Origin of the sequence: Thermoactinospora rubra (assembly GCF_002093975.1) — a bacterium.
In the GTDB taxonomy this organism is placed as follows: domain Bacteria; phylum Actinomycetota; class Actinomycetes; order Streptosporangiales; family Streptosporangiaceae; genus Nonomuraea; species Nonomuraea rubra_A.
Window position 1 is genome coordinate 1 of record NZ_MSZZ01000066.1, and the last position, 24297, is coordinate 24297.

Genomic DNA, 24297 nt, shown 5'->3' on the forward strand with positions numbered 1-24297 from the left:
CCTCTCCAGTCTCACAGTCCTCAAGCGTTCGGTGGTCTTGTGGGTCAAGGAGGCGATGGGCCGGTGAGCGTGGCGGCCTTCATCTGCTCCCAGAAGACCGACCACGGCATCGACCACGCGACCTCCTGCCGGGCACTGGGGGTCTCGCCATCGTGGTTTTACAAGTGGAAGGGCCGTATCGGCGTGGCGGCGCCGACCGGGCGCGAGCAGCGCCGGGCCCGGCTGGATGAGGAGATCAGACGCCTGTTTGCGGCCTCGGGCGGCACCTACGGCTCGCCGCGGATCACCGATGACCTGCGCGAACTCGGCTGGAAGGTGTCGCCCAACACGGTCGCCGCTCGGATGGTCGAGCTGGGCCTGGCCGGACGCCCGTCGAAGAAGCGCCGATCGCTGACTCGGCAGGGCAAACCAGCGGCCGCGCCGGACCTGGTCGGCCGCCGGTTCACCGCGGTCGCGCCGGATGTGCTGTGGGTTGGCGACGGCACCCAGATCGACACCGACGAGGGGCCGCTCTACCTGGCCACGGTGGAGGACCTGTTCGCCCGACGCCTGCTCGGCTACGCGATGTCCGAGCATCACGACGCCGCCCTGACGGCCGCCTCGCTGCAGATGGCGGTGGCCACCCGCGGCGGGAACGTGGACGGGGTGATCTTCCACTCCGACCGTGGCTCGGAATATACCGCCGCCCGTTACCAGGCCGCATGCCGCACGCATGGGGTGGTGCAGTCGATGGGCCGGGTCGGCTGCGCGCTCGACAACGCCGCGGCCGAGTCGTTCAACAGCACGCTGAAGGTGGAGTTCGTGCACCGCCACCACTTCGCCACCCGGGCCGAGGCCCGCCTGAAGATCGCAACCTGGATCACCGACTTCTACAACACCACGAGGAGGCATAGCGCCAACGACGGGCTGCCGCCTGTCACATTCGAGCGTCAGATGATCGAGAAGAGACAAGCATCAACGGCCCCGCTGAGGGCCGCTGTGGCATAGAACCGTCTCCACGCTTTCAGGGGATTGACAGCCCACATGCGCGGTCGCCTTCCCATCCTTGCGATCACCGCTGTCATCGATCATCAGCACACTCGGGCGTGCGGCGCGGTCACTGAATCGCCCAGCAGCAGCTCCAACGCCGTGCGTTGACCCGCTCGGGATCCCAGCACGACTCGGACAGGAAGTACTGCACCTGTTGCGCCGCCGCACTCTTGGACCCCGACCATCGGCTCCGCGCCGGCCAGCGCCGCAACGGTCTTGTTACGCTCCAAAGGCGCCAGCATCCCGGTCACATACTCCCGGAACCCTCGTCGCTGCCCCACATACGTGAACAGGTCATCAAAGCGAACGGCGTACGCCTCCAGAGGCTCTGGCGCGGGTGGAGGCGGCTTGGGTTTGGTCATCGCCTGGATCCCTGTCTCACAAGCCCGCGACCCACCTTTACCCCGTCAGTTCTTGATCTAACGGACTATCGGTACCGCAGTAACCCCGCCGACGGCCTTCAGCTACTCGGTTTCACAACATGAAAGCGCTTCGGCGTTGGCCGCGGCCGTCGGAGGAAGATTGACGTAGTTGTGGGTGTTTGTCCGGTAATTGAGAACCCTCTTCAAGATCATTTCGCGGGTAATCCGGAAATTGTCGTATCCAGCCTTTATCTTCATCCTGTCGTGAAAGCCGGTTAGAGGAGGTACAGGTTTGCTGTGGGGGCATAGTCGGAATCGCCTTGGGCGGCGACATCCGTTGGTAGAACATCTGCGGGGGACTGCGGAGCTTGCCGCATGGTTCGCGGAGCCGTTTGAGGCTGCGCGGCTGGCGTGGTGGCTCGGGCTTCTGCACGATGTCGGGAAGGCCTCGTGCGCATGGCAGGACCGGCTGCTTGTGGTCGAGGGGACCGGGGAGCGTGTGGGGCTCGATCACAAGATGCTGGGCGTCAAGCTGGCGGCCGAGCTGGGGTTGGGCAAGTTCGCGATGGCCATCCACGGGCATCATGGCGGGCTGACTTCCCCTGAGGATGTCGGTGGGCGGTTGAAGCCTGCGCTGAAGGATGACGCCCAGACGCTGGCGGACGCGCTGCGCAGGTGCGAGCGTTCGCTTCCCGAGCTCGCGGCGCGGGAGCGGGTGCCGTTGCCTGATGGATGGGATACGTGGCAGCAGGCCGAAATGGGGTTGCGGTTGGTTTTCAGCGCCCTGTGCGACGCGGACTATTTGGATACCTCTGCGCATTTTGCGGGACGTAGGTTTCCCGATGTGCGCTCGGACGCCGATTTTCGCGGGTTGCGGGATGGCTTTGAGGCGGCGCGACGCGCGATGCTCGAGGAGCGGCGGGAGTATGGAGCGTCGAAGATGGACGCCCCGCGGGAGAAGGTCTATCAGGCGTGTGTCGCGGCGGCTTCCAAGGCGCCAGGGGTGTATCGGCTCGCGTCTCCCACGGGCTCGGGGAAGACGATCGCCGGGGCTGGCTTTGCCCTGCACCACGCCGCCGAGCACGGCATGAGGCGGGTGATCGTGGCGGTGCCGTTCCTGACCATCACGGAGCAGAACGCCGCCGTGTATCGCAGATTGCTGGACCCCGACGGTCGCGGCGAAGTGGTCTTGGAGCACCACAGCGGGGTGGACTTCGACCGGCCGGGGCAGCGCTGGGCGCGCCTGGCCGCGGAGAACTGGGACGCGCCGTTCGTCATCACGACCATGGTGCGTCTGTTCGAGTCCTTGTTCGACCGGCGCCCGGCGGCGATGCGTCGGCTCCACCGGCTGGCCGGGTCGGTCATCGTGCTGGATGAGATCCAGGCGCTTCCGCATGCGCTGCTGGTTCCGATCCTGGATGCGTTGCGTACCTTGGTCCGGCACTTCAAGGTGACCGTTCTGCTGTCTTCAGCCACGCAACCCGACTTCTGGCACCTGAGCCCGTTCCGGGATCTGCCGGCGTGCGACATCGTCAGCGATGCGACAGCCCTCGTGGGCGAGCTGCGCCGGGTGGAGTTCACGTGGGAGCCCGAGGAGCTGACGATCGCCGAGATGGCCGCTCAAGCGGCCGAGGTCGAGGAGCGGCAGGCCCTGGTGGTGGTCAACACGACGGCCGACGCCAAGGCCGTCTTCGACATCTGGGCGAAGAGTGTGCCAAGAGGGGTCGCCTGGCACCTCTCGACGCGAATGTGCGCGGAGCATCGGCGTCGTGTCCTCACCGAGGTGAACGGACGGCTGATGAAGGGGCTTCCCGTGCTGCTGGTGTCGACGCAGCTCATCGAAGCCGGCGTCGACCTCGACTTCCCGGTGGTGTACCGGGTGCTGGCGCCGGCGGACTCGCTGCTTCAGGCGGCAGGACGGGCGAACCGTGAAGGCAACCTTCCCCGTCCCGGCCGAGTGGTCATCGTACGGCTCAGCGACGGCGGGCAGCCGCCGGCGTACAAGGCCCTGGTAGGAGTGACGCGGACGCACTTCGGCCTCGGCAAGGCCGACCCGGACGACCTGGCCGCGCTCACGGCGTACTACCAGGGCGTCTATGACGCGCTGAATCTGGAGCACCCTGACCACAGGGGCATGAAGATCCAGGAGGCTCGCAAGGTGCTGGACTTCGAGACCGTCGCTTCCGGGCCGCTGGATGTGCGGACGGGGAAGCGCGATCGCAAGCTGGCCTTCCGCATGATCGACAGCAGTGGCGTCACCGTCGTCACTCCCCAGGCCGCCGAGCAACCGGCTGAGGCAGAGGCCTTGATCGACCGGGTTCGGAAAGCTCCTCAGCCGCAACTGGCCGACGTGCGCGCTCTCCAGCCGTACATGACGGCGATCCACATCAGCGCACTACGCAAGCAGGGCGTGACCGCGCTGCTACGCCCCATCCTCGGCGCCCCGGCGGATCCATCGGACCCCTCGGCCTGGGACGGTGTGCTGGCCGAGTGGCTCGGCCATTACGACCCGGACACCGGCATCGACCTCGACCCGCGAACGGAGGAATTCGTGGCATGACGTTAGGGCGAACTCCTATTGCCGCTCCTCGAGACGCGTTTCACGCTCCGTTTCTTAATCGATCTCTACGTGAGGACAAGCAGGCCATCGAACGCCGCGATCTGCTCGACAGTCTGGAGCGCGTCCTGTGCCAGAGAGCGGCGATGGGAATCCGTGATGCTTCGACTAGCGAGGACGAAGATGGCGAGCACCGCGAGAGTCGCAACCGGTCGGACCACGGCCAAGATCGCTGCGGTTGCCAACACAAGGGTGAGTCCAGACATGGCGGGCCACCATGATTCTTCGCCCGACCCTACATTTCATCTAGGTTGACCGAACCACCAAAGAGAGTACGCTCAGCGATACGGCGGTGTCTCGCCCAGTGGTGGATCAAGGATCTTGTCGTGTATCGCCCACTTGGACGAACGGGGCCGAAGGGGCGAGACGCTACACCACTCTGCGGGGTGCCACCTCGTGAACAGCGGCGGCTTGGGCCGCCGAGGGTCTAAATGGTCATCCTAGGTGCCAAGGCGCAAGCCTTAGCAGGGTCGCGGAGGCTGCGACTTCGTTTCGCAGCCCCGCCATCGACTTGTGAGGTCTTTCATGATCGAAAAGGCTCTCTCGCTACCGCGTTCGCGTGATGGGGCACCCCCGGTAGTCGTCCAGGTACGTGGCGATGCGGCGCTGTTCTCCCGACCGGAGATGAAGGCCGAGCGGCTGACCTACCCGGTGATGACGCCCACGGCGGCGCGCGGCGTCCTGGAGGCGATCTTCTGGAAGCCGTACATGAGCTACCGGGTCGTGGCGATCGAGGTGCTCAAGCCCATCCGGCAGTTCACGGTGCGGCGGAACGAGACGCACCGCGTGGTTCCGCTCGAGGCGGCCTTGCGGGGTGAGCGGGTGGACACGGCGGCTCATCGCGATCAGCGCAACGCGGTGTGCCTGCGGGATGTGGCTTACCGCATTCACGCGCACATTGAGGTCAAGCCGGGGGCGAAGCACAACGCGGCCGCCTACCGGGATCAGGTGCGTCGCCGGGTCAGCCGGGGTGCCTGCTTCCACCAGCCGTTCCTCGGCACCAAGGAGTTCAGTGCCGAGTTCGGCGATCCCGACGACACGCCCCGAATCCGGCGTTCGGAGGACCTGGGAGTAATGATTCACACGATCCACTTCGGGCCGCCGGTTCGGATGGAATGGTTCACGGCGCGGCTGGAGGACGGGGTGCTGTACGTGCCCGAGCGCGGCATCGAGGCGCCTGTGCCGAGCGTGGGGGCGTGATGCTCCTCCAGCGTCTGGTGGCGTACGGCCGCGCCGATGAGCATGTCGTACCGGCGTACTACAAGGACAAGCCGGTGCGCTGGGTCCTGGAACTCAGCGAGGACGGCGCTCTTGCCTCACCCGAGCTGATCTCGCTCGCCGATCCGGCCGATCCGCGGTCGAAGAACGGCGCCGTGCACACCGTTCCCTCGATCGTCAAGACGTCGGGCATCGCCCCGACGCTGGCTGTCGACACCCCGGAGTACCTCTTCGGCTGGACCGACGCCACAACCAAGAATCCCGAGCGTGTGGCGCTGATGCATCAGCGCTTTCGCGAACTGGTCGACGCATGGGTCGAGGCCGATCCCTGCGGGCCAGGTCGCCCCCTGCAGCGGTTTCTCGCGGAAGGACATCTGGCTCGTCTCCCCAAGCCTTCGGGATGGTCGCGGGGCGATTTGGTCGCGGTTCGGGTGCAGGGCCGCTTTCTGCACGCCACCGAGTCGGCGCGAGAGTTCTGGGCGAAGGTCGCAGGCTCACGCAAGAGCACGGGCCGGCAGGGGGTGTGCCTGGTCTGCGGGCAGGTGGGGGACCTGTTGGCCACGATTCCGCAGCAGTTGCCGGCCCGGCTTGTGCCCAAGGCAACTCAGAGTGCCTCGTTGGTCAGCATCAACAAGGCCACGCACGGGTTCGCCCTGCAGGAGCAGCTCCTGCACGCGCCCATCTGCGCGCGGTGCGGGTTACTGGCGATGGGGGCGCTGGAGCGTCTCCTGAATGATCAGTGGCACAACATGATCACTGGCCAGGATACCCGGCTGGTCTGGTGGGTGACCGAGGATTCCCCGCTGGACATGGGAGTGCTGACCGATCCTCCCGGACCTCGCGATGTGGCGCGGCGCCTGTCCGATGCGCTCAGAGGGCGGCCCCTGCCTGATGAGGACGACGAGGACGGTGAGGAGTGGGAGCGGTTCTGCGCGCTGGCGATCGGCGGCAACGTTTCCCGGGTGATGGTCCGAGAATGGATCGAGAGCCCGCTGCCGCGCATCGTACGGAACCTGAAGGCGTGGTTCGACGACCACGAGATCGCCGACATGTGGACCGGCGAGCCGCGGCTGTTCGGACCTGGAAGGCTCGTGTACGCCGCGGGCCGCTGGATCCGCGGCAAGGAGCGCCGCGCGGGCGCGTACGCCAAGCTTGGCGCCCCTGGGGCTGATCGGCCCGACGGCCTGTACTGGGGGCTGATGCGCAGCGCGCTGCTGGGCTCGCCCCTGCCGCCCAAGCTGATGGCCCATCTGGTCCACCGGATCAGCACCGACGGCCGCGTGGATGCCGAGCGCGCAGCCCTGCTGCGGCTGGCGCTCCGGCGTCACCGCCACCTTCCGCGAGCGGAAAGAGAGCTGTACATGCCCACGCTGAACCCCGAGAACAACAAGCCCGCCTACCTGTCCGGCCGGATCTTCGCGGTGCTTGAGGACATCCAGCTGTCCGCGGCCCGCGCCAACAAGGAAGAGCCGCCGAACACCACCTTCGCCGACAAGTACTGGGGCCGTGCCAACACCAGTCCCGCAGTCGCCCTACGAGCAGGCGCCGAGAAGTCGCGCGCCTGGCTCAAGCGCATGAACCGCCACAAGCCGAGCTGGGCGGCGAGTGCTCAGTTCCGCCTTGAGAACCTGATGGGCGAACTCGCCCTCGCCGGCGGCCCCCCGCATGGCGCGACGCTCGCCGACAAGACCGCCTTCATCCTCGGCTACTACCAGCAGTGCGCCGAACTCCGCAGTCGGCGTAGCGGCGACAAGCCCGACACCCCCAACCCCGACCCGCAAGGAGAGGCCTCGTGAACCCCCACCTCGACCCGACCGTCCGGCACGACGTCGTGCTCCTCTTCGACGTCACCGACGGCAACCCCAACGGCGATCCGGACGCGGGCAACCAGCCGCGCATCGACGACGAGACCGGCCAGGGCCTGGTCACGGACGTGGCGCTCAAGCGGAAGATTCGCGACGCCGTCCCCGAGCTCAGGCCGGGCGACCCGCGCTACGGGATCTTCGTCGAGGCCGGGCACGCGCTCAACACCCGCATCGAGCAGGCCAAGGCCGCCACCCCCAACGGCAGCGTCGAAGAACGGCAAAACTGGCTGACTGAGCGGTACTTCGACATCCGCATGTTCGGCGCGGTGCTCAGCACCGGACAGAAGGAGGAGAACAAGAAGAGCGCGGGCGCCGGCCAGATCCGCGGCCCCTGGCAGTTCACCTTCGCCCGCAGCCTTGACCCGGTGCTGCCGGTCGACCACGCGATCACCCGCGTCACCCAGACCCGTCCCGAGGACATCGAGAAGGGCGAGACCACCGAGCTGGGCTCCAAGTGGACCGTGCCCTATGGCCTGTACCGTGCCCACGCCTACTACTCGGCCAGCCGCGGCGGCAAGACCAAGGTCACGAGCGAAGACCTGGAAACCCTGTGGACCGTGGTGGCCATGATGTTCGATCACGACCGCTCAGCCGCGCGGGGCCAGATGAAGATGTGCGGCCTCTACGTCTTCAGCCACCCCAACGCCTTCGGCGTCGCCCCCGCTGCGAGCCTGACCGACCGCGTCAAGCTCACCCGCATCGACCCCGACAAGCCCGCCCGCCACCACACTGACTACCAGCGGCACATTGACGCCGACGGTCTGCCCGAAGGAGTCACCCTGTGGCGAGGCGTCGACCTGTGGGCCTGACCGTACCCCCGGGACAGGGAGATGACGAAATCCCCAGCATCCCCCTGTCCGCCCTCGAACACGTCGCCTACTGTCGGCGCCAGGCAGCCCTCATCCACGTCGAGGCGACCTGGACCGAGAGCACGGACACTGTCCGAGGCGACCTCGTCCACAGCGCCGTCGACCTCCCCGGCACCCGGCGCCGCCACGGCCTGGCCTCGATCCGAGCCCTCCCCGTCGCCAGCCGCCAGTACGGCCTCCACGGCGTCTGCGACCTCGTCGAGATCCGCGGAACGACCGCCGCCCCCGTGGAGTACAAGGTTGGCCCCTACAAACTGGACGGTCCTGCCGATCTCCAGGTCGCGGGTCAAGCCGTCTGCCTGATCGAGGCCGGATACGACGTGCCTGTGGGCTACGTTTACTCGGCGGCCTCCCGCCGCCGCCACGAGGTCCCCATCACCGATGAACTGGTCGGTCGCATGCAGAGCGCCGCCGAGGACATGCGCGCCATCCTCGGCGAAGATCGCCTCCCGCTCGCGCACAACGACCGCCGCTGTCGGCGATGCTCTCTACGCGACGATTGCCTGCCCGACGTCACCGCCGCCCCGCTCCCCACCCTTAACCTGTTCGCCCCCCGGCCACTGGGGACATGGCATGACTGAACTCCTTAACACGCTCTACGTCCAAACCCCCGGAACCAGCCTGCATCTGGATGGCGACACCGTCCGCATCGTCCATCCCGACACACCCGGCCGTCGGATCCTGCCCCTGGCCCGCATCGACCACGTCGTACTCTTCGGCGGCGTCACCATCACCGACGACCTGCTCCTGCGCTGCGCCGATGACCGTCGTACCGTGAGCTGGCTGACCGTCAACGGACGCTTCCGCGCCCGCCTCGGTGGCCCCACTGCCGGCAACCCCTTGCTCCGCAAGGCCCAGCACCTGGCACACGAGAACCTGCAGCACCGGCTACGGATCGCTCAGCACATGGTCGCCGGCAAGATCCACAACGCCCGCCAGACACTCCTGCGCGCCGCCCGCGACGCCACCGACCCTCGCCAATCCCGGCTGCGCCACGCCGCCGAACGGCACGCCGACCTTCTTCAGCAGGCCGGCGGCGTTCCCGACATCGACAAGCTCATGGGCATCGAAGGCACCGCCGCCCGCGAGTACTTCGCCGCGCTCCCCGCGATGTGCTCCCTGGCGCCGGACCCCTTCGAACGCAACCGCCGGCCTCCCACCGACCCCGTCAACTGCCTGCTGTCCTTCCTGTACGGAATGCTGCGCGTCGCCGTACACGGAGCCCTCGAACAGGTGGGCCTCGACCCGTACATCGGCTACCTCCATGGCGTCCGCCCGGGAAAGCCCGCACTCGCCCTGGACCTCATGGAAGAGTTCCGGCCCCTCCTCGCGGACCGCGCCGCGCTGACCCTGCTCAACCGCAAAGAAGTCACCGACGGCGACTTCGAGCGACTACCCAACCGCGCACTACGCCTCACCGAAGACGGCCGCCGTACCGTCTTGAACGCCTGGCAACAGAGCCGTAGCCGACTATGGCCCCACGCCCACCTCCGGCGCGACGTCCCCACAGCACTGCTGCCCCTCATCCAAGCCCGTCTCCTGGCCCGCCACCTCCGCGGCGACCTCGACCACTACCTCCCCTGGACCGTGAACTAGTGGACCTCCTCATCACCTACGACGTCGAAACCGTCACCCCCGCAGGCCAAGCCCGCCTACGCCGCGTCGCCAAGATCTGCGAAGCCTACGGACACCGGGTCCAGAAGTCCGTCTTCGAGGTGGTCTGCCGAGAACAGGACAAGCTCAAGCTCGTAGCGGAACTGCACGAGGTCATCGACCCCAAGCTCGACAGCATCCGCATCTATCACCTCCCAGCCCACGCCCTCGACGCTGTTGAACACCTAGGCCGACCACGCGAGGTCGATCCAAGAGGCCCCTTAGTGATCTAGGAACCCCAAATAGACACGCGACACGCCATGTGCTCCAAACCAATAATCGGACAGACGGAGCAACGTTGCTCTGCGAGATTCAAGTGCATCATCACCATTAGTGATAGTCCCTGATCGCAGACCGCAGCACCGGCCCTCCACGGCCGGTGAGGATCGCAACCTGATGGTGATTGTGTCGGCTAGAAGCTCGGGGTCGGAAGCAGCACCGGCCCTCCACGGCCGGTGAGGATCGCAACCCCACCCGGTCGTGCCCCCCTTCCGGCCGGGTGGGGGCAGCACCGGCCCTCCACGGCCGGTGAGGATCGCAACGGTCTGGCGTCGCCATGCGGCGGGGTACATCTGGGCGCAGCACCGGCCCTCCACGGCCGGTGAGGATCGCAACTTGGGGTCGCGGACGTCCTCCACGATGCCCCACCACAGCAGCACCGGCCCTCCACGGCCGGTGAGGATCGCAACACCTCGGGGGCGACGTGGGCGCCCGGGAAGGCTCGCAGCACCGGCCCTCCACGGCCGGTGAGGATCGCAACGCCAGGTAGCCGACCCCGACCGCGTACGGCTGCGACCAGCAGCACCGGCCCTCCACGGCCGGTGAGGATCGCAACCCGCGAATCGGCGAAGGCAGCCGCCAGACGGGTTGTCCGCAGCACCGGCCCTCCACGGCCGGTGAGGATCGCAACTGGTCGTCGTCGACCGGGTCGAGGGAGTCGGCGAGGCAGCACCGGCCCTCCACGGCCGGTGAGGATCGCAACATCAGCCGACCCCCCGCTCTTGGATCTCGGCGAAGCAGCAGCACCGGCCCTCCACGGCCGGTGAGGATCGCAACTGGGGCTGGGTGGGTCTTCGTAACCACTCCTCGGCCCGGCAGCACCGGCCCTCCACGGCCGGTGAGGATCGCAACCTCGGGCGTCATGGTCATGGCTGGTCCTGGTGGTCGGGCAGCACCGGCCCTCCACGGCCGGTGAGGATCGCAACGAATCCGAGCGGAGGGTCCGCAAGGTCCCTCTGACGGCAGCACCGGCCCTCCACGGCCGGTGAGGATCGCAACGACGAGACCATCGGCGCCTGGAGCGACGCCGCTGAGGGCAGCACCGGCCCTCCACGGCCGGTGAGGATCGCAACGTCCGGTACGTACGCGCCAACCTCACCAACATCGGCGGGCAGCACCGGCCCTCCACGGCCGGTGAGGATCGCAACAACCCCGGCGACCGCGTCCCTGTCGAGCACGTCGAGGCAGCACCGGCCCTCCACGGCCGGTGAGGATCGCAACAACGTCCAGGCGTGCACCTGCTCCAGCCCGCCGGGCTGCAGCACCGGCCCTCCACGGCCGGTGAGGATCGCAACACGGCTCTCACACCGGCGCCGCGTGAGGCCGTGCTCGGCAGCACCGGCCCTCCACGGCCGGTGAGGATCGCAACCCCGACACGTACGGCGATGAGGACGGCTGGCGCACGGGCAGCACCGGCCCTCCACGGCCGGTGAGGATCGCAACACCAGCGCACCGCCTGGTTTGTCCGTTGACAGGGGGCAGCACCGGCCCTCCACGGCCGGTGAGGATCGCAACGACTGGAGATCGTGCGCCTCGGTGTACGGCCCGTCCGTACCGCAGCACCGGCCCTCCACGGCCGGTGAGGATCGCAACCAGGCCGTTCTTGCGGATGTCCGCCACCAGCTCGGCGCAGCACCGGCCCTCCACGGCCGGTGAGGATCGCAACGGCACCGGCTTGCCGGTACGGTCGGTGCGCACGAAGGCAGCACCGGCCCTCCACGGCCGGTGAGGATCGCAACGACAAGCCCACCGACGAGAGCGTGGCCTCCTCGACGGCAGCACCGGCCCTCCACGGCCGGTGAGGATCGCAACCAGGAGATCTGCCTCCGGACGGGTGTCCGCGCGGCCGTGCAGCACCGGCCCTCCACGGCCGGTGAGGATCGCAACCTGTCCAAGCCGAGCCGCGCCGACATGCCGCTCCCACCTGCAGCACCGGCCCTCCACGGCCGGTGAGGATCGCAACAGGTGGATGGCCACCTGGTGGACGCGGACCTTGCCGTCGCAGCACCGGCCCTCCACGGCCGGTGAGGATCGCAACCTCGACCCCGCTCCACCATCCATCCGCTCCCAGGAGGGCAGCACCGGCCCTCCACGGCCGGTGAGGATCGCAACATGATTCGCGAGACTGGTGCGCGGCCGGTCATCGTTATCAAGCAGCACCGGCCCTCCACGGCCGGTGAGGATCGCAACAGGTGGATGGCCACCTGGCCCGGCTCGTCGCGGCGCGGGGCAGCACCGGCCCTCCACGGCCGGTGAGGATCGCAACAGGTGGATGGCCACCTGGCCCGGCTCGTCGCGGCGCGGGGCAGCACCGGCCCTCCACGGCCGGTGAGGATCGCAACGGCGAGCGGCTGCGACAGGCGGAGTCGGACCGGCGGGCAGCACCGGCCCTCCACGGCCGGTGAGGATCGCAACCAGCTGGACCTGCGCTTCAGACATCGGAACGGCTCTCCTGCAGCACCGGCCCTCCACGGCCGGTGAGGATCGCAACGAGACCGAGGCCGCCGGCGTCGCCCGCGTCTACAGGCAGCACCGGCCCTCCACGGCCGGTGAGGATCGCAACGAGACCGAGGCCGCCGGCGTCGCCCGCGTCTACAGGCAGCACCGGCCCTCCACGGCCGGTGAGGATCGCAACTTCCTGCCAGCGGGCCGGATCGACGGCCTGGGCGGCGGCAGCACCGGCCCTCCACGGCCGGTGAGGATCGCAACTTTTCGGGGCGGATGGTGCTCACCGCGTTGAAGCGGTATGAGCAGCACCGGCCCTCCACGGCCGGTGAGGATCGCAACTCACTACAGACCAGGTGGACGTTGTCCACCCACAAGGCAGCACCGGCCCTCCACGGCCGGTGAGGATCGCAACGGGATCGTCACTCATAGTGAGCTCCTGCGGTGATGGCAGCACCGGCCCTCCACGGCCGGTGAGGATCGCAACCTGCAGTACGCCCTCGCCCATGAGGAGCCATTTCGCCAAGCAGCACCGGCCCTCCACGGCCGGTGAGGATCGCAACGCTGGGGGGTGTCGGGTCGCTCTCCCAACACCACCAAGCAGCACCGGCCCTCCACGGCCGGTGAGGATCGCAACGTCAACTCCATGGCCGACCTGTTCCACAAGGCGGTGCAGCACCGGCCCTCCACGGCCGGTGAGGATCGCAACAAGGCGGACGGCTCCACGGTGCGGATCGACCCGGAAAGCAGCACCGGCCCTCCACGGCCGGTGAGGATCGCAACTAAGGGGAAGGTCGGGGTTCGAGTCCCCGGCGACGCAGCAGCACCGGCCCTCCACGGCCGGTGAGGATCGCAACGAGGTGAACCGCGCGCTGTTGCGGCAGGTGACCGAGGCAGCACCGGCCCTCCACGGCCGGTGAGGATCGCAACGGTTGGCGGTGGGGCGTGTACGGACTGGAGATCGAAGCAGCACCGGCCCTCCACGGCCGGTGAGGATCGCAACGTGTGCGACGCTCAGGGGACGCCCGCGACGATCGGGGCAGCACCGGCCCTCCACGGCCGGTGAGGATCGCAACGCCTGGGCGCGGCCCCGGTTGTGCTCGACCATGCCGTGGCAGCACCGGCCCTCCACGGCCGGTGAGGATCGCAACCATCGAGGAGCTCACGGAGCTGCTGGGCGTCGGCGCCAGCAGCACCGGCCCTCCACGGCCGGTGAGGATCGCAACCTCTGGTCATCCCGCCTCCTTCGTAGCGATCCGGTGACAGCAGCACCGGCCCTCCACGGCCGGTGAGGATCGCAACTTCCAGGTGGCCACGACCTGGTCGCCGTGCTTGGGCAGCACCGGCCCTCCACGGCCGGTGAGGATCGCAACACGAGGCGAGGGCGGCGGGCCGGGCGGGTGGCCCTCGCAGCACCGGCCCTCCACGGCCGGTGAGGATCGCAACTTCGGCATGCCGAGCTGGTGTGAGCTGATGCTCCGCAGCAGCACCGGCCCTCCACGGCCGGTGAGGATCGCAACACCAGCGCCCTGGAGCAAGTCGGCCTGGTCGGCGTGGATGCAGCACCGGCCCTCCACGGCCGGTGAGGATCGCAACCCGTGGCGCCGCCCGCGCTGTCCGGACCAGCTCGGTGCAGCACCGGCCCTCCACGGCCGGTGAGGATCGCAACCGCTCGATGCGCGCCTGGCGCAGCATCGCCGCCAACGCAGCACCGGCCCTCCACGGCCGGTGAGGATCGCAACACCGGCGGATCCGGCAGGGACACCTCCGGCAGCTTGGGCAGCACCGGCCCTCCACGGCCGGTGAGGATCGCAACGATCACCACGTGCGTGGGCGCGTCGTCGACCGTCGCGGCAGCACCGGCCCTCCACGGCCGGTGAGGATCGCAACGACACGCCTGGCCTCACCCCGATCGGGACGGCCGACTAGCAGCACCGGCCCTCCACGGCCGGTGAGGATCGCAACTCCGCGATGGTGAACGCCGTACCGGAGGTGCCGCCCGGCAGCACCGGCCCTCCACGGCCGGTGAGGATCGCAACGACTCGGGCGGCACCCAGCTGTTCACCACCGGCAACATGCAGCACCGGCCCTCCACGGCCGGTGAGGATCGCAACGCCGGGTGGTGTCGCTGTTCACCGACGAGCGGGAGGCAGCACCGGCCCTCCACGGCCGGTGAGGATCGCAACCTCGAATGGAGCATTGTGGAGCAGTGTGAACCATGACGGCAGCACCGGCCCTCCACGGTCGGTGAGGATCGCAACAGGCCGCCGGGCAGGAGGCGCTGGCTGCGGAGTTGGGCAGCACCGGCCCTCCACGGCCGGTGAGGATCGCAACGTCCACCCCCACACGCCGATCGGGCTGATGGTCCGCGCAGCACCGGCCCTCCACGGCCGGTGAGGATCGCAACGCCCCCACCTCCGGGCTGGCGACGACGAGCGTGCGGGGCAGCACCGGCCCTCTACGGCCGGTGAGGATCGCAACGCTCCAGTTCGGGGCGCCGACGGCACAGGGACACGCCTGGCCGGGCCACGTCCTCCCCACGCCCGTGGGGTGAGCCGACGCTCTGGGTGAAGTGGCAAATGTTGGCGGCCATAGGACCAGATCACTCGTTCTTGTTGATCCGTACGCGCTGCGCACGCTATGAAGCGCCCGACTATGGCCGGTATTGGTGGTTATGGCCAGGAGATTTGCCCTTTCGTGATCAAGGTGAGGGCGTGTCGCCTCGAGCTCAAAGCGGTCTTGCTGGCAATCCTGAGAAATCTGGCAGCGCGAGCGCGCCGGTCTCTCGCAGGCGTGCCCTCTACTCGGTTTGGAGTGATAGGGACGTTGGGTGAAGAAGTGGCGCACATCGACAGGCAATCCGATACGATCAGGCGCGCTGGCTGCCGGGTGGGTTTCGCGGCGGTGGCTGTCGGAGTCATCGTTGGTGCCGCCATCCTGAGCTCGGCTCCTGCGGATGCGGCCGTGGATCGGCGCGGGTGTCCCGACTTGAAGGGTGCGGCGGCCGCGACGTTCGACGAGAACAAGCTGTGCAGGAACGTCGGCCAGCAGATGGGCGAGAACGGGCGGGTGGACTGGGGCAAGGCGCTCAGGGAATCCGCCCGCCACCAGGCCTCGCCTGAGAGCACAACCAGCCCAGCCGACAACAGCGCGGCAAAGCGTACGACCAAGCCGCTACCGACGCCTGATGCTGTCCGGCCCGTGAGCCCACCCCATCGCAGGACGCGACCGGAAAGGCCGGTCGTGCCTTCCGACGCCTTTGGGAGCAGCCGTAAGGCGGATATTGAACGGTGGTTCAACGATCCCACGGCTGATCACGGACGACGGAACAAACCAGCAGCCCCACCCGGGGCCACCCGCTCAGAGCGGGAAACGTCAGCCCGGACCACCGTGACACCGCCTGCCACGACACCCACCGCACCGGACCCCCACGGCCAGCGGGTTGCCCCGGCGACGCCGGCCGTCCAGAAGCCGACCGACGAATCCATCGACGCGTTCCCAGCAGGTGTGTGGGAGCGGTCCTCGGGGGTGATAGGCGGTGCTGTGGGGGTCGCTGTCGTGCTCCTGCTGGGCGTCTGGGCGCTGGCGAACCGAGTGAATCTCGCGATAGCCGCATCCGCAGGGGTACGGCGTCGCGCTCGAAGAGCGCACTCCACGATGCCGCCACTCTCGCCGGAGCCCACGCATCAGCCCGTGATGGCTACCTTGGGCGCCAAGGACGGCACGCCCGTTGCGATCGACCTGACGCGTACGCGCGGGCTGCGCTTGCTGGGGCACGGCGCGCAGGCCGCCGAGCGTGCCTTGCTGGCCCAGCTGCTGGTCAAGGCGGGCCGCGGCGACTGTCGCGTCATCGCCACCCAGGAAAATCTCCACCGGCTGCTCGGAACCGAGATCGCATCCCGCATCGGCGGGATCGCCGGGCTGTACGTCGCCGCCTCGGCCGAAGACGCGCTCAACCAACTGGGCGCCGAACTCGTCCAACGGTCGCGGGAGGTGGACGAGGACCGAACCTCTCGGGAGAGGACGCTGATGCCGTTGGTGTGCTTCCTCGACCCAGGCGAGCACCGGGAGCGGCTGAAGGCGGATCTCGGCCTGGGAGCCTCCCGCGCGGTCGGCGCCGTCGTCCTGGGCGACTGGCCCCACGGGACAACCCTGACGATCAACAGTGACGGCGTAGTGGCGGATGCCGTCGGCCTGAGCTGCGACGGCTTGATGAACCTCCAGGTGGATCGCCTCCAGGAGGCCGACGTTGCCGACCGGCTGGCCGCCATCATCCCGGCCACAAGCAAACAGCCCACGGCCGCAGAAAAGCTACCCGACCGGCAGGACGCGACGGTGCCCGGTCCCCGGCCCGTCGTTCCGAGCGGCCCGCCTGGCCTCATCCGGCTGATCGGCCGGTACGAGGTCAGCGGGCCAGCCGGAGCCTGCGGCGTCCAGGCCGCCGACATGAGGGCGCTGCTGGCGCTCCTGGCCGAAAACCGCACCACCCTGGTCACCCAGGCGGTGATCGAGGACAAGCTGTGGGACGGGGAGCCGCCTTCCCGTCACCGGTTCAAGGTGCTGGTGAAGGCGACGCGCGGCAAGCTGTGCGACGCGCTGGGACTGCCGTCCAGCCAGGGCACGGCCGTGATCCGCAACACCGGCGGGTACGGCTACGCGATCAACCCGGAGTTGTTCACCTGCGATGTGTGGCAGCTCCGGGACCTGCTGACCAAGGCCGCCGCGCTCGCCGACGCCGACAAGGCCGCGGCGCTGGAAGCAGCGGTCGATCTCTACGTGGGACCCTATCTTCCCGACCTGCCGTACGGCTGGGCACACCACGACGCCCGCAACCTCGTCCGGGATGTCGTCCAGGCGCTGAGCCAGCTCGCCACCCTCGCGGACACTCGAGAAAGAGGTGTGGCCTACCTGGAGCGGGCCACCGGCATCGACCCGGCTGCTGAACATCTCTATCGTGCGCGGATGCACGCCTATACCGACCTCGGCCAGCTCACCGCCATCCACAACTGCTACGACCAGCTGGTAGAAGTGCTCAAGGAGCGTGGCCGCAGGCCCGAGGCGCAAACTGTCCAGCTCTATCGGCGACTGACGGACCCGAATTGACCTGCATCGCAGCAGATCCATCGCTGAGATGCCGACGGTCAGCAGCCGAGGCCAGCGATGACACTGCCCCTCGGCCAGGTCAGGACTCCTCATCCACCTTGATCAAAGTACCGGTGGGGCCACGTTCGTAGCGGCGGGCCTCGTTCTTGACCATCTTGGCCTCCACCGCCGACGCAAGGTCGATGCCGGACATCTCCGCAATGCTGGTGAGGAAGAGCAGGACGTCGGCGAGTTCCTCCCCGAGCGTCTCGGGATGCTTGCGGGCTGCCTCGAACGCTTCGGCCAGCTCGCCGTGAGCGAGGGCGAACTCCAGCGGCAGATCAGTCGTGTTGAACCCCTTGGCCAGCTTGTTCTCCCAGGTCCGCTTCTGGATGTCTCGGAGGTGCACCGATTCTCCTGTGGCCGTGGAGCCGCACGTGCTCCGTGAGGACGCGAACGGCTGTGAGCCTAGCGGCCGTGACCTCACGCGGCAGAGGAATCCGCATTGTCCACGGTGAGGACCTCCACATGTCGGGCCAGATCCGAGAACACCACAAAGTATCGGGCGACGACCGCGCGAAGCTCGTCAAGGGTGGGTGCCGCTCCGTCGCGGGCGAGCAGGCGGGCATGGATGTGTTCGGGTGTGGCGTGCAGATGGACGAGCACGCCGTGGCGCGTGTTCACCATGCTCAGCAGCTCGGCGACCTGCGCCGAGGTGAGGCGGCAGCGGCCATGCAGTAAAGGGCCGTAGACCAGCTCGCTCACGAAGCTGCGATCCATGACCAGACGGCCGGGCAGGGTCAGAATGGATCGGTGGCGCTGGAAGAGATCCGTCCCCTCGGGCGTGCGGTCGGCATGCACCCGCTGGTAGCCGTACCCGGTGGCCAGGGCCGCGGCGTAGGTCGTCTTGCCCACGCCGTCGCACCCCTCCAGAATGATCACCTCGTAGCGGTCAGCCCACATGGCAAGGTCGGCTGGCATCAGACCTCCAGGTGTTTGACGAGTTCGTCCAGGTCGCTGAAGGTGCCGGTCAGGCCGTACTGGATCATGAGGTTGCGGTAGTTGGGCTCGCGGCCGTGGGCGAAGGTCCACCAGCAGCCGGGTTCGGGGGCGTAGACGGGGCGGCCGGTGGCGGTGCAGGCGCCGATGACCAGCGCGGCGCCGGGCGGTGTCTCGGGTCCGCGGAGGTCCACCACGGCCAGGTTCGCCTGCCCCAGGGCCGACCAGTCGCGGACGGCTGCCAGCGAGGCGAACCGTCCGGCGCGGTACACAGTGAAGCCGTGAACATGCAGCGCATCGGCGACACGGCCGGTCCAGTCGTCGGCCCCGTAGGGAGAAGGCTCTAGGTAGGCGAGCCTTCGGCTGGTGGGAGGCGGCAGGGCGGGGCCTGGCATCAGTGAACCTGTCAAGGCGAGGGCTGTCTCGGTGGCCGCCGCGGTGACGGCGTGCAGGTTCTGGACGATGAAGCGCTCGAACCGGTCGCCCCCGCCGGCCGAGGGGCCCAGGCGCGGGACGGAGACGACGCGGCTGACGACGTGCTGGAGCAGGGGGTCGGGGAAGAGCAGCCGCAGCGTCGTGCCGGCGGTGGGCCCGTAGGTCTGGAAGTCGGTGGTGACGGCGATGACGGGAACGCCCCGGCTGGCGGCGTAGCCGATCTCCATGCACACGCCGTCGTCGAGGCTGGGGCCGTGCAGGATGGCCACCATGGCGTCGATGTGGGCGAGGCGTTCGCTGTCCAGCTCGAACAGGCGTCGGCCCTTGCACGGATGGCTGAGGTTCTCCTCGTCGGTGTCGCAGAAGGGAAGGAACACGGCGTCCTGCCCGAAACGGCGGGCGATGTGGTGCGCGACGTAGGCCGCCAGGGCACGGTCATGGGCGGCGAACAGGCGGTGAGCCACGTAGTAGAGCGCCACGGCGGAGCCTTTCTGCGGTCACGGGGGTTCATAGAGCAGGCCGGGACAACGCGTCTGGCGGGTGGCCGCGGCGACAGCCGCCGCCAGCGCGTCCGGCTCAGAAGTTCCCTGAAGGATTTCCGCGAGGAAGGTGCCGGCCAGCGTGTCCCCGGCGCCGGTCACCTCGACGACCGGGCCGCCGGCTGGCGTTTCGGAGCCGACCACCTGGCCGCGGCGGAGCAGGGTCACCTTGCGTGGTCCGTCGGAGACGACCACGTGGGTCAGCTCGAGGCCGTTCAGGAGCCGGTATTCGGCGGCGTTGACGAACACCACCTCGGCGTACGGCAAAGCCGACGCGGCGGCCTTGATCTGCTCTGTGGCAGAGGCGAGATGGAAGTCGAGGCTGAAGCGCCGCCTCATCGCCACCAGACGGTCCAGGACCTGGCCGACAGCCAAGGGACGACGGCAGCACACGTGCCAGTGGTCGCATTCCGACTGGCTGAGCACGGCGAGCGCGTGCGAGGTGAGTGCCGTGGCCACGCCGTACGCGGCGGTCAACCCGCTGACCTGGCCGTCGGCGTCGTAGGTGATGTCGAACCGGCAGGAAGGACCGGCGACGCGAGCCACATGGGACAGATCGAACCCCTCGGGCCGGGGGGTAGCCCGTAAGGAGGCGAGATCGTCGCCGATCACCGCGACGGGGCGAGCGGTCACGCCTGCTGCGGCTGCGGCCAGGGCGACGTGCAACGCGGCCCCGCCGACTAGCGTGTAGGTGCGGCCATCCGGGTACCGGGTGGTGTCGATCGAGATGTTGCCGATGACGCCGAGGACGGTCACCTGCCTACCTCCATCGTCGGTGCGGTGGGTGGTCGCAGTCGAGCACGGTGGGGCAGACGGGCCTGTTGCGGCACACTCTCGGGCTGGCGGGTGGGTTGAGGAACAGGCGCTTGAAATAGATCAGGACCAGGTGCAGCCACCACGTGGGGACCCTCTGGGAGGGAATCGTGACCCTGTGCCCGCGGGCGGTGACGAGGTCCCGATACCGGGAGGCGTCGGCGGCGGCACACGCCTCCAGCAGGAGCCTCATGCGCTCGTGGGCGAGTGCCCCTCTACCCACTTCCATGCCGAGCAGGGGAGCGAGCTTGCTCACCATGCCGGAGTCCACGGGGATGACCCCGCAGTGGTAGCCGCGGGCGTAGAGGGCGGCGCACTGGGCGACCTTGTAGGAGGCGCCCCGTACTTCGGCGGCGAAGGTCTGGATGAACGCGTCAACCGGCATGTCGAGCAGGCGCCGGCCGAGGGCTCGCGAGGTGGCGAGGAAGGTCTCCAGGGACCGCAGGTAGCGGACACGTGTGTCGACCAGGCCGAGCGGACGGACGAGGTCGGTGACCTCGTGGTCGTGGAGGGCAGTCAGGGCGTCCCAGCCGTAAGCGTCGGCCTTTTTCACGACATCGGCATAGACGCCGACCATGGCGTACGACACGCGGGTGCTCCATCCAGCCACGAGCATCCGAATCCGCCAGTCGTCCACGTGCAGGGGCCACCACTGGTTGGTGTCGTGGTTGGCCTCGACCGCCGCCTTCACCTCCTCCTGCGCGCTGGCGGCCGAGACCAGGTCGTACAGGCGTGGAGCCAGGTCGCGCGTCTCATCGGTCGGGTTCACAGGCGCTCCTGAAGGGCGTGCAGGGCGATGGCGGCGTTCGAGGAGGTCACGAACCGTCCCAGCCGCCGCCGCAGGATCTTGATGGTGGTACGGGTGGACCAGCCCGTGCAGGACAGTACGACCGCGTCCGCCTGCCGTACCGCCTCCTTGCCCAATCGGTCCACGAGCGCGACCTGTTGGTTGAGGGTGACGTCGGCGTACCCGTCGGTCAGGCCGAGGCTCGCCGAGCCGGTGACGGTGATGCCGCGCTCGGCGAACCGGGTGGCCTCGGCTTGGGTGACCTCATGGGGGTACGGCGTGGCCAGCGCGACCTTCCGCACGCCGTACGCGCGGAGCTGTTCCAGGATCGCGTCGAACGCGCTGACCACGCGCACCGGCGTACTGGCCGTGATGTCCGCGAGGCGGTCGAGATGGGTGAAGGCGGCTGAGGTGCACGCCAGGTACACCTGGGTGAGCGGGAGCCGGGAGAGCTGGTGGAGCGCCTCCGGGACGGCCTCGATCAACCCGGACAGGAAGTCCTCGTCCAGCGCCGTGCCGCCGTGAGCGGGCACCAGCCGGGCGTAGTGCCAGATCGTCAGGCCGCGTCCCCACTGCGGCAGTTCGGCCTCGACGACCTGGTTGGCCCAGGGCACCAGCACCCCGCGATGCTCAGGCGCCTGCTGGAGCGTCATCGCGTTCTCCGTAGACGTAGCGGGGCGCGTGGCCGGTGATGGTCATGTCGGCGACCTCGTACAGCGGGCGGATGGTGCCGCGCTCCACGACCTGGATCGGGTAGGAGCCGAGGCGCCGGTGCCAGGTGCCGCGGCTGGTGACGAAGAAGGAGTGCAGATTCGTGATCCTGCGGCCGGTGGGGTAGACCCGCTGCTTCATCGGCTGGTCGAAGATGTGGTCGATGTCGGCCTTCCAGCTTGTGAAGTGTTCGGCCGAGGGGAGCGGTTCCTGCTCCTGCAGCGCGGCCAGCGGGGTGCCGGGGTAGGCGCGGGCCTGCCGTACGTTGACGCGGTGGCAGAGCAGCCCCGCGTCGAGGACTCGGGTCAGCCCGGCGAGGTTCTCGTAGTGGGTGCGGTGGGTCTCGCCCGGCAGGCCGTAGATCAGGTTGAGGCCGGGCAGCAACATGCTCAGCCCGCCGGGGCCGACGCGGGCGCCTGCCTCGTTCACGTGCTCGACGGCCCGGACTAGGATGTCGGGCGTGCAGGTGAGGTTGTTGCGCTTGATGACCGCCGGGTCGAAGGACTCGATGCCCATCGGCGCGCAGTTGCCCTCGCTGCAGTACGTGGCGACCAGGTGGGCGATCTTCGCTCCCGTCGGCGAGGCCACGGCGAGCGGGTCGGCGTTGTCGATGTGCAGCGTCGCCAGCTCGGGAGCAGCCGACTCGCGGATGCCGGCGAGCAACCTCTCGATCGCCCCGGCATCGCGGTTCAGGTAGGAGAAGAAGCAGGTCTGCTGGCCGAGCCGGAAGTGCCGCACTCCGGCGGCATGCAGCGCGGCCACCTCGGCGAGAACGTCCTCGACCGGCCGGAAGTCCACCACGGGAGCCTTGACCGGCTCGTTGCAGAAGTCGCAGAACCGGCGCCGGGTACAGCCCCGATACAGCTCGATCTCGGCGACGGGCGTCCAGCACAACTGGCCGACCAGGTCACGGAAGTCGACGCGGTCGGCGGCCAGCCGCTCGTACGGCGCCGCTTGGCGCGTTCCAGAGGCGATGTCGGCAGAGGCGAGCGTGTGCGTGTGGACGGCGTCGAACAACCCGGCGTAGGCGGCGGGGTCGGCCAGGGCGTAGGACGCCAGGGGGCCGAGAAGGACGCGACGGCCGCGCGTGCACGCCAGCGCCCGCCCGATCTCCTCGGCCGAGCCGTTCTGCGCCTGGAGATGAACCGACGGGACCGCGTCCCCGGCGATCACCACGGTCAGAGCCGCGTCGCCGAGCAGGCGTAGGGCATCCTCCCTGTTCACGGTCGCCGAATAGGTGAGCCGGTCCGACAGCGGGGGCTGCTCGTACGGTCGGCCGCCGTTCAAACACCAGCGGACGTCGTCGATCGTGAGATAGGCGACCCGGGCGCCGGGGTGAGCGGTACGGAGCGCGCTGTAGGCCATGCGGGCGTAGGTGGACAGGTACGGCGGGACCCCTAACCCGGAGGGCTCCACGGTGTAGCAGTCCAGGATCACCAGGGTGGTGCGCGATGTTGTGCTCATGTGCACTCCAATCGTCAGCGTGCCCTCTCGGGACGGGGCTCGTCTGCTCTTGGTTCTCGCTCGCTTGTAGGTCTTCCCGCTCCGGCGCGGATGGGAAGCATGACCGCGTGACGCCGCTCAGGGGAGCTTTCCGCGGTGCTCGGGTGGCACGTTGTCCGCACCTGCATGGGAAGCGGCAGGGGACTGGTCGGCTGCTTGGCCGGGGGATACTCCCAGGGGAAGACGACCCAGTCGGCAACGTCCCAGACATACAGGTCTGGCACGCCGTCCTCGGCATCGGTATGGCGGCACAGGGCGGCGGTGCGGATCATGCTCCGGGGTTCGGCCAGCGAGCGCAGCGCAGCGGTGACGGCGGCCAGGGTGGCGCCGCTGCCGCAGATGTCACCCACGACCAGGAACGGACCCGTCAACGGCTCGACCCGGCTCAACGCCTGCAGGGAACCCAGGTCGCAGGCGATTTCGCCGGAGGTGTCGTGCTTGGCTGTCACGATGACGACCCGGGCGTCCACCTGCGTGCCGATCGCGTAGGCGGGGAGGCTTCCGCCGGTTCCCACGCCGACGACGAGCCGCACCTCACCCAGGTGGTCGCGGGCGGCGCGGGCCAGGAGCCGCGTGGCGGCCTGGAAGGCATCCGGGGTGAGTCGCCAGAGGCGCTGGCGGGTGAAGGCGTGTCTCATGCGGAACCGTCCGGATCGGTCAGGCCGAGGTCGGCTGCCCTTCCTACGGGGTGTGAGAGGGCCAGGATCTGATGGCGGGTGGCCACCCTGCGCGCGGCTGTCTCCACATCCGAGACGGGTGCATAGGCGTACTCGCGCCACCGGTCACCAGGACCGCTGTAGCGGCCGGTCCACCAGCTGAAGGAGTGTCCGTCGCACCAGATGACCAGTCCAGAACGGAGGTGCAGCAGGGCCACCTCGGTTCCTTCGACAAGGTCGGCGACGATGTCGAACTCGGCCAGGCGCTCCTGAAGCTGCCGGGCCGCGACGCCTGCCGTCGGTGGGGCGGCTGGTCGACGGGTGTGGAGGAGGGGGATCGTCATGGTGGCCTCGATGGGGTGCGACGGTGGTGGAGCCCACGACCCCGACAGAGGTCGGCGCACCAGTGGACAACCCCTCTGCCGTCTGGTGGTC

At 68.7% G+C, this 24297-nt stretch carries 18 protein-coding genes and 1 CRISPR repeat array; of the genes, 9 read left to right on the forward strand and 9 right to left on the reverse strand.

What is annotated here, in order from left to right; genetic code table 11:
* Positions 1-63: 63 nt before the first annotated feature.
* The 9 genes from BSB02_RS35295 (at position 64) to BSB02_RS40225 (ending at position 17440) form a co-directional block, all read left to right on the forward strand.
* Positions 64-987, forward strand: a complete 924-nt coding sequence (locus BSB02_RS35295) for an IS3 family transposase (protein ID WP_143591578.1) — start codon at positions 64-66, stop codon at positions 985-987.
* Between the two features lie 741 nt (positions 988-1728).
* A complete protein-coding gene (cas3, locus tag BSB02_RS35300) occupies positions 1729-3951 on the forward strand; it encodes a CRISPR-associated helicase Cas3' (RefSeq protein WP_206185058.1) in 2223 nt (740 codons plus the stop codon).
* Positions 3952-4533: 582 nt separating this feature from the next.
* Complete coding sequence (gene cas5c, locus BSB02_RS35310; protein ID WP_084965354.1) at positions 4534-5208, forward strand: type I-C CRISPR-associated protein Cas5c; 675 nt, start codon at positions 4534-4536, stop codon at positions 5206-5208.
* Complete coding sequence (gene cas8c, locus BSB02_RS35315) at positions 5208-7022, forward strand: type I-C CRISPR-associated protein Cas8c/Csd1 (protein WP_240506948.1); 1815 nt, start codon at positions 5208-5210, stop codon at positions 7020-7022. Before cas5c ends, cas8c begins: the two co-directional genes overlap by 1 nt.
* Positions 7019-7900 (forward strand): type I-C CRISPR-associated protein Cas7/Csd2, encoded by an 882-nt coding sequence (gene cas7c / locus BSB02_RS35320; RefSeq protein ID WP_084965356.1) that lies wholly within the window; start codon positions 7019-7021, stop codon positions 7898-7900. Before cas8c ends, cas7c begins: the two co-directional genes overlap by 4 nt.
* On the forward strand, positions 7891-8541 hold the full coding sequence (gene cas4, locus BSB02_RS35325) for a CRISPR-associated protein Cas4 (RefSeq protein ID WP_206185059.1): 651 nt from the start codon (positions 7891-7893) through the stop codon (positions 8539-8541). Before cas7c ends, cas4 begins: the two co-directional genes overlap by 10 nt.
* Entirely contained in the window at positions 8534-9556 is a 1023-nt protein-coding gene (gene cas1c / locus BSB02_RS35330; protein ID WP_084965357.1) for a type I-C CRISPR-associated endonuclease Cas1c, read from the forward strand. Before cas4 ends, cas1c begins: the two co-directional genes overlap by 8 nt.
* Positions 9556-9846: a CRISPR-associated endonuclease Cas2 gene (gene cas2 / locus BSB02_RS35335; protein WP_143591580.1), complete on the forward strand. Its 291-nt coding sequence runs from the start codon at positions 9556-9558 to the stop codon at positions 9844-9846. The genes cas1c and cas2 overlap by 1 nt, the downstream gene beginning before the upstream one ends.
* A 123-nt stretch (positions 9847-9969) precedes the next feature.
* A CRISPR array of direct repeats spans positions 9970-14818; the repeat unit is 37 nt; unit sequence GCAGCACCGGCCCTCCACGGCCGGTGAGGATCGCAAC.
* A 1224-nt stretch (positions 14819-16042) separates the two neighbouring features.
* On the forward strand, positions 16043-17440 hold the full coding sequence (locus BSB02_RS40225; RefSeq protein ID WP_158088829.1) for an AfsR/SARP family transcriptional regulator: 1398 nt from the start codon (positions 16043-16045) through the stop codon (positions 17438-17440).
* Between the two features lie 79 nt (positions 17441-17519).
* Here the strand turns inward: BSB02_RS40225 and BSB02_RS35345 are convergent, their stop codons facing one another.
* From BSB02_RS35345 to BSB02_RS35385, 9 genes are all read right to left on the reverse strand, one after another.
* Complete coding sequence (locus BSB02_RS35345) at positions 17520-17828, reverse strand: MazG nucleotide pyrophosphohydrolase domain-containing protein (protein ID WP_084965359.1); 309 nt, start codon at positions 17826-17828, stop codon at positions 17520-17522.
* A 74-nt stretch (positions 17829-17902) separates the two neighbouring features.
* Positions 17903-18400, reverse strand: a complete 498-nt coding sequence (locus BSB02_RS35350; RefSeq protein ID WP_084965360.1) for a hypothetical protein — start codon at positions 18398-18400, stop codon at positions 17903-17905.
* A complete protein-coding gene (locus tag BSB02_RS35355) occupies positions 18400-19332 on the reverse strand; it encodes a nucleoside 2-deoxyribosyltransferase (RefSeq protein WP_084965361.1) in 933 nt (310 codons plus the stop codon). Before BSB02_RS35355 ends, BSB02_RS35350 begins: the two co-directional genes overlap by 1 nt.
* A gap of 18 nt (positions 19333-19350) precedes the next feature.
* On the reverse strand, positions 19351-20148 hold the full coding sequence (locus BSB02_RS35360) for a carbohydrate kinase family protein (protein WP_084965362.1): 798 nt from the start codon (positions 20146-20148) through the stop codon (positions 19351-19353).
* 4 nt (positions 20149-20152) lie between these two features.
* Positions 20153-20974 (reverse strand): hypothetical protein, encoded by an 822-nt coding sequence (locus BSB02_RS35365; RefSeq protein WP_084965363.1) that lies wholly within the window; start codon positions 20972-20974, stop codon positions 20153-20155.
* Entirely contained in the window at positions 20971-21645 is a 675-nt protein-coding gene (locus tag BSB02_RS35370; protein WP_084965364.1) for an aspartate racemase/maleate isomerase family protein, read from the reverse strand. The genes BSB02_RS35365 and BSB02_RS35370 overlap by 4 nt, the downstream gene beginning before the upstream one ends.
* Complete coding sequence (locus BSB02_RS35375) at positions 21623-23167, reverse strand: radical SAM protein (protein WP_084965365.1); 1545 nt, start codon at positions 23165-23167, stop codon at positions 21623-21625. The genes BSB02_RS35370 and BSB02_RS35375 overlap by 23 nt, the downstream gene beginning before the upstream one ends.
* 14 nt (positions 23168-23181) lie before the next feature.
* Positions 23182-23844, reverse strand: coding sequence for a phosphoribosyltransferase family protein (locus tag BSB02_RS35380; protein WP_084965366.1), 663 nt, complete (start codon positions 23842-23844; stop codon positions 23182-23184).
* Positions 23841-24206: a hypothetical protein gene (locus BSB02_RS35385; protein ID WP_084965367.1), complete on the reverse strand. Its 366-nt coding sequence runs from the start codon at positions 24204-24206 to the stop codon at positions 23841-23843. Before BSB02_RS35385 ends, BSB02_RS35380 begins: the two co-directional genes overlap by 4 nt.
* Between the last annotated feature and the right edge of the window lie 91 nt (positions 24207-24297).